A 13,486-nucleotide genomic window follows, 5' to 3' on the forward strand; every position below is an offset into this window, starting at 1 on the left:
GCTTGCACGATCAGCCCGCAACGACGGGACGGCGCACCGGCCGGCCCGGCCGCGCCGCCACGTCCAGAATGCCGTCCGTGATCAGCGGCTGGCCGCTGACCACGAGATGGCGCACGCCCTCCGCCGGACGGTTCATCGCCGAAAAGGTGGCGCGGTCGCTCAAGGTCTCGTAGTCGAACACCACGACGTCGGCATCGGCGCCGGCCTGCAGCCGGCCCTTCGCGCGCATCGCCGGCGTGCTCGCCGAGAGAATTTCGGCCGGGATCAGCGCGCATTTGCGGATGCCCTCGAGCAGCGAGACTTTTCTGCGCTCGCGCACCCATTCGCGGATGAAGCGGGTGAAGCAGCCCGCCGAGCGCGGATGCGACGTGGCATCGTCAGGCAGCGGCCAGGCATCGCCGCTGTACGGCTTGCCGTTCGACAGCGTCCACGGCATCGCGTCGGAGGCGATGGCGCCGCCGGGATACAGCACCGCCATGTCGAGCAGGTCGCGGTGATGCGCGTTGTTCTCGATATCGAGCACGTGCCACAGCACCAGCGCGGATGGATCTTCGGCCTGCGCCGCCAGCAGCTCCTCACGGCTGCCGAAGCGGTGTCCGTCGGTGACGCGCTGCACCGACTCGTAGCCGAGGCCGTTGCGCTCCTCGAATTTTGGATCGCTGAAGAAGGTCGCCGCCAGCACGGTCGAGCCGGTGCCGTAGGGATAGGCCTCCACCGTGATCGGCAGGCCCTGCGCCTGCGCCTTGGCGATCAGCCCCACACAGCGCTCGATATCGGTCTTGCTCGACGAATTGAAATGGCAGATGTGCATATGCGCGCCGGTGGCGCCGGCATAACCGATCAGGCGGATATAGGCTTCGGCCGCGCTCTCGGGATCGATCCGCGACATGTAGGCGACATGGGTGAAGGTCGGCACCGCATGATTGGCCGCGAGCTGGCACACCGCGGTCAGCTCCTGCACCCCGGCACCCGGGGCATAGGCGTTGAGAATGCCGATGCCGATGCCACCCTCGTTCAGCCCGACGGCGAGGCGCTCGAGGATGCCGCCGACTTCGGCCTCGGTCGCGACATTGTCGATCCAGCGCCGGTCGCGCATCGCGGCGCCGAACGATTCCAGCGAACTTTCCGCATTCGAGCCGGTCATGGCGCCGATCCGCGCGAACGCCCAGTTGGCGGCGGCGCCGTAATTCAGCACCCGCCCCTTCTCGGCCTGGCGCTTGTACCAGGATGACACCGGCAGCACGCCGGCCTCGAGATCGAGCGTCGTGGTGACGCCGTCGAACGCCTGCATGCGGTCGGCCGGAATGGTCTGGCCGTGGGCGTGGAGGTCGATGAAGCCGGGCGCCACCACGAGCCCGGTGGCGTCGATCTGCCGCTCGGCGCTGCCGAGCCCGGTACCGACCGCAGCGATCTTGCCGTCCACGACGGCGACGTCGCCGACGGCATCCATCCCGCTGGCCGGATCCACCACCCGGCCGCCGCTGATCACCAAGCCACCCATCTCACCACTCCCGCATTCCAAAACCGACCGATCTCTTCTCTGGCACAGAGAAGCGCATCGCACCGATCGCAGCAACCCGGCCAGGGTTGTAGCGACATGCTGTAATGGAATATCCGGCGAGCGGCGTGAGTGGAGAGGCGCGTGCTTACGTCCCGGTCCGCCGCGACGGCAGACCTCTCCAGAGATCGTTGCCGGGCTTCAACCGGCTGGTGACGATTTTCGGCGGCGTGCGGTCCTTGGTGATGGCCGCCTCGAACGCGCGCCTGAGCCTGGGATTATCGAGCTGCGCCAGAAACCGCTGGATGACGGTCTCCCCGTGCGCGTCCTGGCCGGCGATCGCCTGGCACATTTCCGCGGTGGTCCGGCGGAAGAAGTGGAACGAATCCTCGCTCGCCCCGCTCAGCCGATCGACCTCGCCGGCCACCGCCAGCACGTGCATCCGGTCGTCATCGTCGAGCGTCACGGCAAAGCGCAGCACGGCAAGCTGCCAGGCGCGGAGCAGCCTGCCCTGCGGTTCGGTCGCTGTCTCGCTGCGCATCAATCCAACACCCCGCGCGCCCGATCTCATGCAGCCGTTGCAGAAGATCAGGTGCCGGCGCGACTATCCTTGCGCGGGAATAGGTTTTCGAGGGGAGGCAGCCGGCGATCGCATAGGAATCGCATAGGCGGAGCGCACGACGTCTCTCGTCCCTCAAATCCCCTCGAACTGCAGCCGGGCCAGCCGGGCGTAGAGGCCGCCGGCGGCGACCAGCTCGGCGTGGGTGCCCTGCTCGACGATCCTGCCCTGGTCCAGCACCAGGATACGGTCGCAGGACAGCACGGTGGCGAGGCGGTGCGCGATCACCAGCGTGGTGCGGTGGCGCATCAGCTCTTCCAGCGCGGTCTGCACCAGCGTCTCGCTCTCGGCATCGAGCGCCGAGGTGGCCTCGTCGAGCAGCAGCAGCGGGGCATCGCGCAGGATCGCGCGCGCGATCGCGATGCGCTGGCGCTGGCCGCCGGACAGGGTGACGCCGCGCTCGCCGAGCTGGGCGTCGAAGCCACCGGGCAGCCGGCGCAGGAATTCGGTGGCGTGCGCGAGATCGGCGGCGCGCTCGACCTCGGCATCGGTGGCATCGGGGCGGCCGAAGCGGATGTTGTCGCGGGCGCTGGCGGCGAACACCACGGAATCCTGCGGCACTAGCGCGATGCGCGCGCGCACCTCGGCCGGATCGGCCTGCCGGATCGGCACGCCGTCGAGCGAGATGGTGCCGGATTTCGGATCGTAGAACCGCAGCAGCAGATGGAACAGCGTGCTCTTGCCGGCGCCGGAGGGGCCGACGATCGCGACCTTCTCGCCGGAGCGCACCTCGAGCGACACGCCGTCGACGGCGAGCGCGTTGGGCCTGGCAGGATAGGCGAAGCTGACATTGTCGAATCCGACATCGCCGCGCGCCGGCTGCGGCAGCGCCCGCGGCGCGGCGGGCGCCGCGATCTCCGGCCTGACGCGCAGGATCTCGAACAGCCGCTCGGCGGCGCCCGATGCGGCCGAGACCTCGCCCCAGACCTCGCTGAGCTGGCCGAGGCCGCTGGCTGCGAACGCCGTATAGAGGATGAACTGGCCGAGCCGGCCCGGGCTGATGGTGCCGATCAGCACGTCATGCGAGCCGACCCAGAGGATCACGACGACGCTGGCGAACACGATGAAGATCACGATCAGCGTCAGCACCGCGCGCGCCTTGGTCGAGTTGCGCGCCGCGTCATAGGCCTGCTCGACCTCGCGGGCAAAGCGGGTGCGCGCGAGCCGCTCGCCGGTATAGGCCTGCACGGTGCGGATCGCGTTGACGAGTTCGCTCGCATAGGCGCTGGCGTCGGCCAGCGTGTCCTGGGCGTTGCGCGACAGCCGCCGCACCCAGCGGCCGAACGCGACCAGCGGGATCACGATGATCGGGATCGCCAGCAGCACGAACAGCGAGAGCCGCGGGCTGGTGATCACCATCATGGTGGCGGCGCCGATGAACAGCATCATGTTGCGCAGCGCGATCGAGACCGAGGCGCCGACCGCCGACTTGATCTGGGTGGTGTCGGCGGTGAGCCGCGACACCAGTTCGCCGCTTCGCGCGGAATCGAAGAACGACGGCGACAGCGAGATCAGATGCGCGAACACGTCGCGCCTGAGATCGGCGACGATGCGCTCGCCGATCGTCATCACGAGGTAGTAGCGCGAGGCGCTGGCGCAGGCCAGCACCGCGACGACCGCGATCATCACGCTGAAATAGCTGTTGATCATCGCGATGCCTTCGGGCGTGAAGCCCATGTCGATCATGCGGCGGACCGCGACCGGCACCACCAGCGTCGTGATCGCGGCGATCGTCAGCGAGATCAACGCAAGGATCGCGCGGCCCTTGTAGCGCGCCACATAGGGCGCAAGCGCCAGCAGCGGCCGTAAGCGGGCGCGGCTCTTCGCCGGCCCGGCGAGCTGGCTCTCGATAAAGGCCTCCTCCTCGAGCAGCGCATCGCGCGGGGGCGGCGGCTGATTGCCGTGAGGGGTTTCCAGCTGTTCGGCTACGCTCATCATTCTGGACCGGTTCTACAGTCCCCACATAGGCCCCCCGCCCCCAGCTGGCAAATGGACGGAAAGTCCTAATCCGGTGATGGGCTTGAGCCGGTTTCCGGCTTGTTTTAGGGGGCCCCTTGGGCTATAGAGCCGCCCAAATCCCGATCCCAGACATCTTGAGACGGGCGCCGGCGCGCCGAAGGAACTGTTATGAAAGCCGATATTCATCCGAATTATCATACGATTAAGGTCGTCATGACCGACGGCACCGAGTACCTGACCCGCTCGACCTGGGGCAAGGAAGGCGACACGCTGAACCTCGACATCGACCCCAAGTCGCACCCGGCCTGGACCGGCGGCACCCAGCAACTGATGGACCGCGGCGGCCGCGTGTCCCGGTTCCAGAAGAAGTTTTCGGGCTTCCTCAAGAAGGACTAAGCCTTGCTCCGATCGCCCGTCATGGGCCGGTCCAAAACGCCCCCCCTCGCGGGGGCGTTTTTGTTTGGGGGGGGGGTGGTTGCCAGATATTCGCTGTCGTCCCTGCGAAAGCATGCGAAAGCAGGGACCCATACGCCGCGGCGGATATCGTGAACGGGACTCGTCGTTCCAGCGGCGCGCTCCGGTAAGGTGACCACACTGCTCAGGCTCCCTCCCCCCCTTGCGGGGGAGGGTTGGGGAGAGGGGTACCGCTTGCTCCGTTCTTTGTTGAGGGTGAGGACACACCGTCGCCAGCAGCAATGTGCAAGTTGAAGTCGCGCGGGCCTATCCCTCACGCCTGCGCCCGGGGCCACCCCTCTCCCCACCCCTCCCCCGCAAGGGGGGAGGGAGCCCGAGTAGCGTGCTCACCTCACGTCTGGTGCAGCTCCTACCGATCCTGCAACGCGAGCCGTGCGCCGAGCGCGACCAGGATGCTGCCGCCGATCTTCTGCATGATGCGCTGTGAGCTGCGGGCGCGCTGCAGCTTCGCCATCACAGCGCTAGCGAACAGCACGCACATGATATCGACCAGCGAGAACGTCACATTGACGATCGCGCCGAGCACGAACAGCTGCGCCCACACCGGCAGACCCGCCGAGGCGTCGACGAATTGCGGCAGGAAGGCCAGGAAGAAGATCGCGGTCTTCGGATTGAGCACCTCGACGACGATGCTTTGCGCGAAGGCGCGTTTTGCGGAGAGCGGCGCAAGCTCGGGACGTTTTCCGGTTTCACGATCGCGAAACAGCGACAGCCCGAGCCAGACCAGATAGGCCGCGCCGGCGAGCTTCATCACCATGAACAGCGGCGGCACCGCGTGAAACAGCAGCGCAAGGCCGGCCGCCGCGGCGACGACATGGACGTAGCCGCCGAGGTGCAGGCCGAGTGACGCCATCAGCCCGGCGCGCCGGCCGCCCGCCAGCGTGCGGGCCGCGGCGTAGAGCATGGCGGGGCCCGGGATCAGCGCGAAGGTCGCGGTGGTGATCGCGAAGGCAAGGTACAATTCCATCGTGGGCCTTCTCCGCCGTCATTGCGAGCGAAGCGAAGCAATCCATCCCTCCGAGGATGCGGCGATATGGATTGCTTCGCTTCGCTCGCAATGACGAGCTGCGTAGGTTGCAGGGTCTCTCACTCCATCGGGATCATCGCAGCGACTTCGCGATCGACCGGATCGTCGCTGGCGCCGAGCCCGGCGATGACGCCGGCGCGGTCCTCCGCCTTGCGGTTCTGGCTCATCTTCTTCTTGGCGTCGAGCCGCGTGATCGGCATTTTGAGGCCGACGATGCCGCGCAGCTGCGCCCTGATGAAGTCGGCCGGGGCGTCGCTGACCTGCCAGGCTTCCGCACGCGAGCGCTCGTGCAGGTCGGTCAGCCGCGTCACGACATCGAGCAGACGGTCGGCATCCTCGAAAAATTCCACCGCGCCATAGGCGTGCACGGCGAGGTAATTCCAGGTTGGCACCACCTTGCCGTGCTCGGCCTTGGTCGCGTACCAGGACGGCGTCACATAGGCGTCGGGCCCGGTGAAGATCGCCATCGCCTCGCCGGTGGGAGGCAGCTTCCATTGCGGGTTGGGCCGCGCGACGTGGCCGTACAGCGTGCCGTAGTCGCCCTCGCGCGGATCGAGGATCAGCGGCAGCGGCGTGCCGATCAGGCCGTCCGTGGTGGCGGTGACCAGCGTCGCCAGCCGCGACCCCTGCATCGCGGCGTGGATCGCGGCAAGCTCGTCGATCTTGAAATGCGGCGGCAGATACATCGAGAACCTCGTCAGCTATCGCCTCGCACAATAGCGCCGAAGTGGCCTATGATAAGAGCCACTTTCGATCATACTGGCTGGACCACTATGCCGCGCTCCCGCACCACCGTCAGCATACCCGCGCTGCGCGCGGTCGACCGCACCGCCGGACAGGTCGGGCGCCAGATTGCGCAGGCGCTGCGCGCGGCGATCGCCAGGGGCGAGCTGAAGGCCGGCGAGCTGCTGCCCTCGACCCGCGCGCTGGCAACCTCGCTCGGCGTCGCGCGCGGCACCGTGGTGGAGGCGTTCGACCAGCTGCAGGCCGAGGGCTATCTGGAATCGCAGATCGGCGCCGGCACGCGGGTGGCGCCGACGCTGGCGGAGCAGACGCGCCCGGTTCGCCCGCCGTCCGCGCGCGATCCAAAACCGCGGCTGATCGCGCTGCCGCCGCGCGCGAAAAAGCTTGCCGAGGTGGTGCGGGCGTTCACGCCGATGCCGGAGGCGCCGTTTGCGATCGCGGTCCCCGGCGGCGAGGTCGCGCCCGACGACAATTGGCGGCGTCTCGGCAACCGGGTGCGATCCTCGCGCGTCGCCGCGCCGGCGAGCTATGGCGATCCGCGCGGCGTGATGGAATTGCGCCGCGCGATCGCCGACTATGTGCGCAAATCCCGCGCGGTGCATTGCGAGGCCGAGCAGGTGGTGATCGCGTCGGGCACGCAGCAGGGGCTTTACCTTGCCGGCCGCGTGCTGCTCGCGCCCGGCGACCAGGTCTGGGCCGAGGATCCCGCCTATCCCGGCCTGACGGCGGTGCTCGATGATCTCGATCTTGTCACGACGCGCGTGGCGGTCGACGCGCAGGGCATCGACGTCGATGCCGCGATTGCCGCCTGCCCGAACGCCCGCGCCGCCTTCGTGACGCCGTCGCATCAATATCCGCTGGGCATGCCGATGAGCATGGCCCGCCGCAACGCGCTGCTCGCCTGGGCGCAGCGGCGCGACGGCTGGATCGTCGAGGACGATTACGACAGCGAGCTGCGCTACGCCGGCCATCCGTTCCCGTCGATGCAGAGCCTCGATCCGTCGCGGGTGATCTATCTGGGCACCTTGAGCAAGGTGCTGTTTCCCTCGCTGCGGCTCGGCTATGTCGTGGCTCCGGCGCCGCTCGTCGATGCCTTCGCCGGCGCCCGCGCGCTGCTCGACCGGCATTCGCCGACATCAGACCAGCACGTGCTCGCCGCCTACATGCGCGAGGGGCTCTTCGAGGCGCACATCCGACGCATCCGCGGCGTCTATGCGGCGCGGCGCGCGACGCTGATCGAAGCGCTCGCACGCCACATGCCTGACGATGTCACCTTGCAGCCGAGCGACCAGGGCATGCATCTCTTGCTGTGGCTGCCGCACGGCGCCGACGACGTGCGACTGGCGCAAGCCGCGCTCGCAAAGGGCATCGTCCTGCGCGCGATCTCGCCGATGTACAGCCGAGCCGCACGGCCCGGCCTGATGCTCGGCTTCGGCGGCTTTGCGCCGGAGGAGCTGGAGGCGACGGCGGCGCGCTTGCGAGGCGTGATGGATGAGGACGGATTGCAACGGCGGGCCAGGCCGCGCCGCGCGTCGTAGCGACGATGCGCGCTGACCTTACTGCTCGAACGCAGCCTTCAGCCGGTTGAGCTGCGGCACCAGCGGGTTGCCGATCGAGGAGCGGTCTGGCGCCGGGGCGTGGATCGTGGTGTCGAGCCGGCGGACGCGGGTCTGCAGGTCCATCGAGCGCGCGATCAAAAGCTGCAGCTGTGGCGGCAGCTTTGCCACCATGTCGGCCGGGCCGGGATCGGCGGCGGTGAGCTTGACCTTGGTCTTCTCGCGGTTGGCCTGCGTGAGCGTCATCTCGCCTTCCTTCACCGCGCGGTGCAGCAGCAGCCAGGACGCGAGCTGCATCAGGCGGGTGGTCAGGCGCATGCTTTCGGTGGCGTAGGTCAGGCTGACGGAGCGCTCCAGCGCCTTGGCTTCGCTGCGGCCATCGCCGTCGAGATAGGCGGCGGTCTGCTCGACCAGATCCATGCCTTCGCGGAACAAGACGCCGAATGCCGCCGAATTGGTCAGCCGTTCACTGAACAGCACGAGACCGGATTCGCTCTGGGAACGATCCGCCATGGTTAACGCCCTCACACCACCGTAACGCCCGCCGGCATTCAGTGCGCCGGCTTATGATGAACAAATCATTGCGCGGGCGCGGCGAAGAGTCCAGCCGCAACCGGATTTATGGTTTCCAACGGCTAGGGCGCACAAAAAAAGAGCCGCCGTTTCCGGCGGCTTTTGAAGTTGATAACAGGGAGGCGTCAAACAGAGTGGACAGGAGCCACTCGGTGTCCAAACGAGGACAATGCAGTCATATTCGAGAAAGCTTAACCGATCGTAAATGAACTGATTTCTTCAGGCTTTGTTTGCCATGTCGGCCATTGACCGAGTTTGGGACAGCGGCTGCGGCGCCAGTGTGGATGGAGCGCAAGCATGATCGGCTGCGCTTCTTCTCCTTCTCCCTGCAAGGGGGAAGGTCGGGATGGGGTCAGCCACAAGCGACGGCGCGTGTGGAGAGAGCAGATCCCCACCCGCTTTGCTCTGGCGAGCAAAGCGACCTCCCCTTTTCAAGGGGAGGTTTGGAGAACGCGTAGCCCGGATGGAGCGCAACCGTAATCCGGGGCCGGTGCAGACGGATGGCGCACTCTCGGATTGCGCTTCGCTTCATCCGGGCTACGCAGGTAGAGCAGCGCTACGATTTGAAGAACGCGTTGGCGGCGTCCTTCGAGGCGCGCTTCTTGGTCATCGCTTCCTTCAAGCGATCGACTTCGGCATTGAGCAGCGCAATGCGCTCGGTCAATTCCTCGACCGACAACAGCGAGAGATCCTGTCCGATCTCGTGGGTGATCTTCTTCCTGGGACGGTCCTCATCCTCGATCGGCATATGGCCTCCCGGCATTCATGGTCCAACGGCACCTGCCTTGAATTTGCAGCGAGTTTCGCGCCCTTGCAACAATCGCTTGACGGCGTTTCACTTCGGCGGGAAAGGCGCTATGCCATCCCGCAAACCCCATCCCTTCCCTGAGGACGCCCCATGACGAACCTGCCCGCGCAAATGACCGTCGTCGCCATCAGCAAGCCTGGTGGACCCGAGGTGCTGGTGCCGGAGAGCCGCGCGCTGCCGGTGCCGAAGCCGGGCGAGATCCTGGTCAAGGTCGCGGCCGCCGGCGTCAACCGTCCCGACGTCGCGCAGCGCTCCGGCTCCTATCCGCCGCCGCCCGGCGCGAGCGACCTGCCCGGCCTCGAGATCGCGGGCGAAGTGGTGGCGCTCGGCGACGGCGCAAAACACAAGATCGGCGACAAGGTGATGTCGCTGGTGGCCGGCGGCGGCTACGCGCAATATTGCATCGCGCAGGATGCGCAGGCGATCACGGTGCCGCCGTCACTGTCGATGCAGGAAGCCGGCGCCATTCCGGAAACGCTGATGACGGTGTGGCACAACGTGTTCGAGCGCGGCGCGCTGAAAGCCGGCGAGACGCTGCTGATCCATGGCGGCTCGTCAGGTATCGGCACGATGGCGATCCAGCTCGCAAAGGCGTTCGGCGCCAAGGTGATCGTCACCGTCGGTTCGCAGGACAAGGCCGATGCCTGCCTCAAGCTCGGCGCCGACTACGCGGTCAACTACAAGAACGAAGATTTCGTCGAGGCGGTGAAGAAGCACAGCGGCGGCAACGGGGCCGACGTCATCCTCGACATGGTCGGCGGCGACTACATCGATCGGAACTACGACGCCGCCGCGGTCGAGGGCCGCATCGTCCAGATCGCGTTCCTGTCGGGAACGCCGAAGGCGTCGGCCAATTTCGCCAAGCTGATGGTGAAGCGGCTGCATCACACCGGCTCCACACTACGTCCCCGTAGTAATGCGGACAAGGCGGCGATGGTGGCGGCGATCGAGGCCAAGGTGATGCCGCTATTGCGCGAAGGCCGCGTCAAACCGCTGATGGACAGCAGTTTCCCGCTGGAAAAGGCCGCCGATGCGCACCGCCGTATGGAGACCAGCGAACATATTGGCAAAATTGTGTTGGTGGTTTAACTCTGGCAACGGAAGCAAGGGTGGAAACCCTTTGATTCCCTTCGCTTTCGTGTCATTTATCGCGCCACCACCGAGCCGTTCGCCTGGCTCGGGCAGTTTGTCGATCGCGGAGTACTGACATTGCGTCTGATCAGGTGCCTTGCGCTGTTGGCGCTGGGCCTCATGATGTTTGCCGCTACGCCCAAGGCGTATGCGATCGACGCCGTCAGCGTCCGCAGCGATGCGCCAGCGATCGACCTCACCGCCGTCCTCGATCATCAGCGCAGCGAAACCGACCGCATCCAGGTCTCCACCGCGCCCGGAACCGACGGCATCGTGCGCCGCATCGAGGTGCGCGCGCGAGAAGGCGGGCAGAACTGGGTGGTGTTCGCGCTCGCCAACAACACCGACGACCAGCTCGACCGCCTGATCGTTGCACCGCATTACCGCATCGTGTCGTCAGGCCTGCTGTGGCCCGACCTCGGCCTGTCGCGCATCGCCACCATCACGCCGTCGGTCGGCGATCGCCCGGAGCGGCAGGAGAGCCCGACCGCCGACGTGTTCCGCATCACGCTCGATCCCGGCGCTGTCGTCACCTATGTCGCCGAGCTGCGCACCGACAAGCTGCCGCAGCTCTATCTGTGGGAACCCGACGCCTACAAGGACAAGGTCAACTCGTTCACGCTGTATCAGGGCATCGTGATCGGCATCTCCGGCCTGCTCGCGCTGGTGCTCACGATTTTGTTTGTGGTGAAAGGCAGCATCATGTTCCCGGCCGCGGCGGCGCTGGCCTGGGCGGTGCTGGTCTATATCGGCGTCGACTTCGGCTTCTGGGGCAAGGTGCTCGACATGTCGAACAACGCCGAGCGCGTCTGGCGCGCGGCGGGCGAGGCGATCCTCGCAGCGACGTTGCTGGTGTTCCTGTTCGCCTATCTCAATCTCAGTCGATGGCATGTGCGCTACTCGCACATCACGATCGGCTGGCTGCTGTTCCTCGGCGCGCTCGTCGCGCTGGCGCTGTTCGATCCCGCGGTCGCCTCCGGCATCGCAAGGATGTCGCTGGTGATGATCGCCTTCGCCGGCTTTGCGCTGATCGTCTATCTCTCGACCCACGGTTTTGACCGCGCGGTGCTGCTGATCCCGACCTGGTTCCTGCTGGTGGTCTGGGTGGTCGCAGCCGGCATGACGGTGGCGGGCTCGGTCACCAACGACATCGTCGGCCCGGCGCTGCTCGGCGGCCTCGTGCTGATCGTGATGCTGATCGGCTTTACGGTGATGCAGCACGCCTTCGCTGGCGGCGGCGCCACCACCGGCGTGGTCTCCGACGTCGAGCGCCGCGCGCTGGCGCTGACCGGCTCGGGCGATCTGATCTGGGATTGGGACGTCTCCGCCGACAAGGTGTTCACCAGCCCCGAGACCGAGGCGCTGCTCGGCCTGAAGCGCGGCACGCTGGAAGGCCCCGCCGCGAAGTGGCTGGAGGTGCTGCACCCGCTCGACCAGGACCGCTTCCGCGCCGCGCTCGACAGCGTGCTCGACCAGCGCCGCGGCCGCCTGGTGCAGGATTTTCGCCTGCGCACGCCCGACGGCCACTTCATGTGGTTCGCGCTGAAGGCGCGCCCGGTGGTCGGCTCCGACGGCGAAGTCTCGCGCGTGGTCGGCACGCTGACCGACGTCACCGAGTTCAAGAACTCGGAAGAGCGGATGCTGCACGACTCCGTGCACGACAATCTGACCGGCCTGCCGAACCGCCGCCTGTTCATGGACCGCCTCAGCGCGGTGGCGAACCTCGCCAAGACCATGCCGAACTTGCGGCCGACCTTGATGGTGATCGACCTCGACCGCTTCAAGCAGGTCAACGATTCCGTCGGCATCGCAGTCGGCGATTCCATCCTGCTGACCCTGGCGCGGCGGCTGACCCGCATTCTCAAGCCGCAGGACACGCTGGCGCGGATGGCCGGCGACCAGTTCGGTCTGATCCTGCTCTCGGAGCAGGACCCGGCGCGGATCACCAATTTCGCGGAAACCATCCGCAAGACCATCCGCGCACCGATCGCGTTCAACGACCGCGAGATCTTCCTGACCGCCTCGATCGGACTCGCGCTGTCCGACCCGCAGGCGCCGCTGTCGGACGAGATCATCAAGGACGCCGAGCTTGCGATGTATCACTCCAAGCGGATCGGCGGCGACCGCATCGACGTCTACAAGCCGGCGATGCGCGCGCGCAAGACCGACCGCCTGACGCTGGAGAGCGATCTGCGCCGCGCCATCGAGCGCCAGGAGATCACGATCCTGTACCAGCCGATCGTGCGGCTGGAGGATCGCGCCATCGCGGGCTTCGAGGCGCTGGCGCGCTGGGATCATCCCAAGCTCGGCCGGATGTCGCCGTCGGAGTTCATCAATGTCGCCGAGGAGACCGGCCTGATCGTCGATCTCGGCATGTTCGTGATGGACCAGACCGCGCGCCAGCTCGCGGTCTGGCAGCGCGCGATGCGCGCCCGCGATCCGATCTTCGCGTCCGTCAACGTCTCCTCGCGGCAATTGCTGCGCCACGATTTGATCCACGACATCCGCACCGTGCTGTCGCGCTCATCGGTGGCGCGCGGCACGCTGAAGCTTGAATTGACGGAATCGCTGGTCATGGAGAACCCCGAGCACGCCGCGCAGATGCTGGCGCGGATCCGCGAGCTCGGCACCGGGCTGTCGCTCGACGATTTCGGCACCGGCCACTCCTCGCTGTCCTATCTGCAGCGCTTCCCGTTCGATACCATCAAGATCGACCAGTCCTTTGTCCGCACCACCAGCCGCGGCACCCGCCCGGTGATCCTGAAATCGATCATCGCGCTGGCGCACGATCTCGGCATGGAAGTGGTCGCGGAAGGCGCCGAGACCGACTCGGACGCCGTCGAGCTCTACCAGCTCGGCTGCGAATACGCGCAGGGCTTTGCCTTCGGCGAGCCGATGGACGCCGACGCCGCGACGCGGCTGCTCACCGAGGAACGGCTGGAGGCCGCGAGCTAGTCGATTGAGCGACCTGCCCCTTCACCTCGCCCCGCCTGCGCGGAGAGGTCGGAATTCAAGCGCAGCTTGAATTCCGGGTGAGGGGGAGCCTCCGCGGATGATCTTGTCACCGTTGACGAGGAGACAGCCCCTCACCCCAACC

11 protein-coding genes are annotated in these 13,486 nt (G+C 66.9%); 4 read left to right on the forward strand and 7 right to left on the reverse strand.

Features of this window, described 5'->3' with window-relative positions; all coding sequences use genetic code 11:
- Positions 1 to 10: 10 nt before the first annotated feature.
- The 3 genes from CI41S_RS07025 to CI41S_RS07035 all read right to left on the reverse strand — a co-directional run bounded on the left by CI41S_RS07025 (position 11) and on the right by CI41S_RS07035 (position 4,052).
- A complete protein-coding gene (locus CI41S_RS07025; RefSeq protein WP_139858010.1) occupies positions 11 to 1,501 on the reverse strand; it encodes an amidohydrolase family protein in 1,491 nt (496 codons plus the stop codon).
- Positions 1,502 to 1,646: 145 nt separating this feature from the next.
- Positions 1,647 to 2,039 carry a hypothetical protein gene (locus CI41S_RS07030; RefSeq protein WP_244626419.1) on the reverse strand — a complete coding sequence of 131 codons (393 nt, stop codon included), beginning with the start codon at positions 2,037 to 2,039 and terminating at the stop codon, positions 1,647 to 1,649.
- Positions 2,040 to 2,192: 153 nt separating this feature from the next.
- The gene (locus CI41S_RS07035) at positions 2,193 to 4,052 is read right to left on the reverse strand and encodes an ABC transporter ATP-binding protein/permease (protein ID WP_139858012.1); all 1,860 of its coding nucleotides are present in this window, start codon (positions 4,050 to 4,052) and stop codon (positions 2,193 to 2,195) included.
- A 192-nt stretch (positions 4,053 to 4,244) separates the two neighbouring features.
- On the opposite strand from CI41S_RS07035, the gene rpmE reads away from it, so the two are divergent.
- Positions 4,245 to 4,472 carry a 50S ribosomal protein L31 gene (gene rpmE, locus CI41S_RS07040; protein WP_016845230.1) on the forward strand — a complete coding sequence of 76 codons (228 nt, stop codon included), beginning with the start codon at positions 4,245 to 4,247 and terminating at the stop codon, positions 4,470 to 4,472.
- 427 nt (positions 4,473 to 4,899) lie between these two features.
- Here rpmE and CI41S_RS07045 read toward each other — a convergent pair whose 3' ends face one another.
- Both CI41S_RS07045 and CI41S_RS07050 read right to left on the reverse strand, forming a co-directional pair.
- Positions 4,900 to 5,517, reverse strand: a complete 618-nt coding sequence (locus CI41S_RS07045; protein WP_139858014.1) for a LysE family translocator — start codon at positions 5,515 to 5,517, stop codon at positions 4,900 to 4,902.
- A gap of 119 nt (positions 5,518 to 5,636) precedes the next feature.
- Entirely contained in the window at positions 5,637 to 6,263 is a 627-nt protein-coding gene (locus CI41S_RS07050) for an FMN-binding negative transcriptional regulator (RefSeq protein WP_139858016.1), read from the reverse strand.
- A gap of 87 nt (positions 6,264 to 6,350) precedes the next feature.
- On the opposite strand from CI41S_RS07050, the gene pdxR reads away from it, so the two are divergent.
- Positions 6,351 to 7,859, forward strand: coding sequence for a MocR-like pyridoxine biosynthesis transcription factor PdxR (gene pdxR / locus CI41S_RS07055; RefSeq protein ID WP_139858018.1), 1,509 nt, complete (start codon positions 6,351 to 6,353; stop codon positions 7,857 to 7,859).
- Positions 7,860 to 7,877: 18 nt separating this feature from the next.
- Here pdxR and rcdA read toward each other — a convergent pair whose 3' ends face one another.
- The gene (gene rcdA, locus CI41S_RS07060) at positions 7,878 to 8,390 is read right to left on the reverse strand and encodes a protease adaptor protein RcdA (RefSeq protein ID WP_139486804.1); all 513 of its coding nucleotides are present in this window, start codon (positions 8,388 to 8,390) and stop codon (positions 7,878 to 7,880) included.
- Positions 8,391 to 9,006: 616 nt separating this feature from the next.
- On the reverse strand, positions 9,007 to 9,198 hold the full coding sequence (locus CI41S_RS07070) for a DUF1192 domain-containing protein (RefSeq protein WP_139486805.1): 192 nt from the start codon (positions 9,196 to 9,198) through the stop codon (positions 9,007 to 9,009).
- 150 nt (positions 9,199 to 9,348) lie between these two features.
- Between CI41S_RS07070 and CI41S_RS07075 the strand changes: the two genes are divergently transcribed.
- Positions 9,349 to 10,347 (forward strand): NAD(P)H-quinone oxidoreductase, encoded by a 999-nt coding sequence (locus CI41S_RS07075; RefSeq protein WP_139486806.1) that lies wholly within the window; start codon positions 9,349 to 9,351, stop codon positions 10,345 to 10,347.
- 120 nt (positions 10,348 to 10,467) lie between these two features.
- On the forward strand, positions 10,468 to 13,344 hold the full coding sequence (locus CI41S_RS07080; RefSeq protein ID WP_139858020.1) for an EAL domain-containing protein: 2,877 nt from the start codon (positions 10,468 to 10,470) through the stop codon (positions 13,342 to 13,344).
- Positions 13,345 to 13,486: the final 142 nt, after the last annotated feature.

The sequence above is a fragment of the Bradyrhizobium ivorense genome, assembly GCF_900696085.1.
Lineage (GTDB): Bacteria > Pseudomonadota > Alphaproteobacteria > Rhizobiales > Xanthobacteraceae > Bradyrhizobium > Bradyrhizobium ivorense.

Coding starts and splice junctions, on each gene's coding strand:
- CI41S_RS07045 (WP_139858014.1), bottom strand. CDS start 5,517: ATGGAATTGTACCTTGCCTTCGCGATCACCACCGCGACCTTCGCGCTG.
- CI41S_RS07070 (WP_139486805.1), bottom strand. CDS start 9,198: ATGCCGATCGAGGATGAGGACCGTCCCAGGAAGAAGATCACCCACGAG.
- CI41S_RS07075 (WP_139486806.1), top strand. CDS start 9,349: ATGACGAACCTGCCCGCGCAAATGACCGTCGTCGCCATCAGCAAGCCT.
- CI41S_RS07025 (WP_139858010.1), bottom strand. CDS start 1,501: ATGGGTGGCTTGGTGATCAGCGGCGGCCGGGTGGTGGATCCGGCCAGC.
- rcdA (WP_139486804.1), bottom strand. CDS start 8,390: ATGGCGGATCGTTCCCAGAGCGAATCCGGTCTCGTGCTGTTCAGTGAA.
- rpmE (WP_016845230.1), top strand. CDS start 4,245: ATGAAAGCCGATATTCATCCGAATTATCATACGATTAAGGTCGTCATG.
- CI41S_RS07030 (WP_244626419.1), bottom strand. CDS start 2,039: ATGCGCAGCGAGACAGCGACCGAACCGCAGGGCAGGCTGCTCCGCGCC.
- CI41S_RS07035 (WP_139858012.1), bottom strand. CDS start 4,052: ATGAGCGTAGCCGAACAGCTGGAAACCCCTCACGGCAATCAGCCGCCG.
- CI41S_RS07050 (WP_139858016.1), bottom strand. CDS start 6,263: ATGTATCTGCCGCCGCATTTCAAGATCGACGAGCTTGCCGCGATCCAC.
- pdxR (WP_139858018.1), top strand. CDS start 6,351: ATGCCGCGCTCCCGCACCACCGTCAGCATACCCGCGCTGCGCGCGGTC.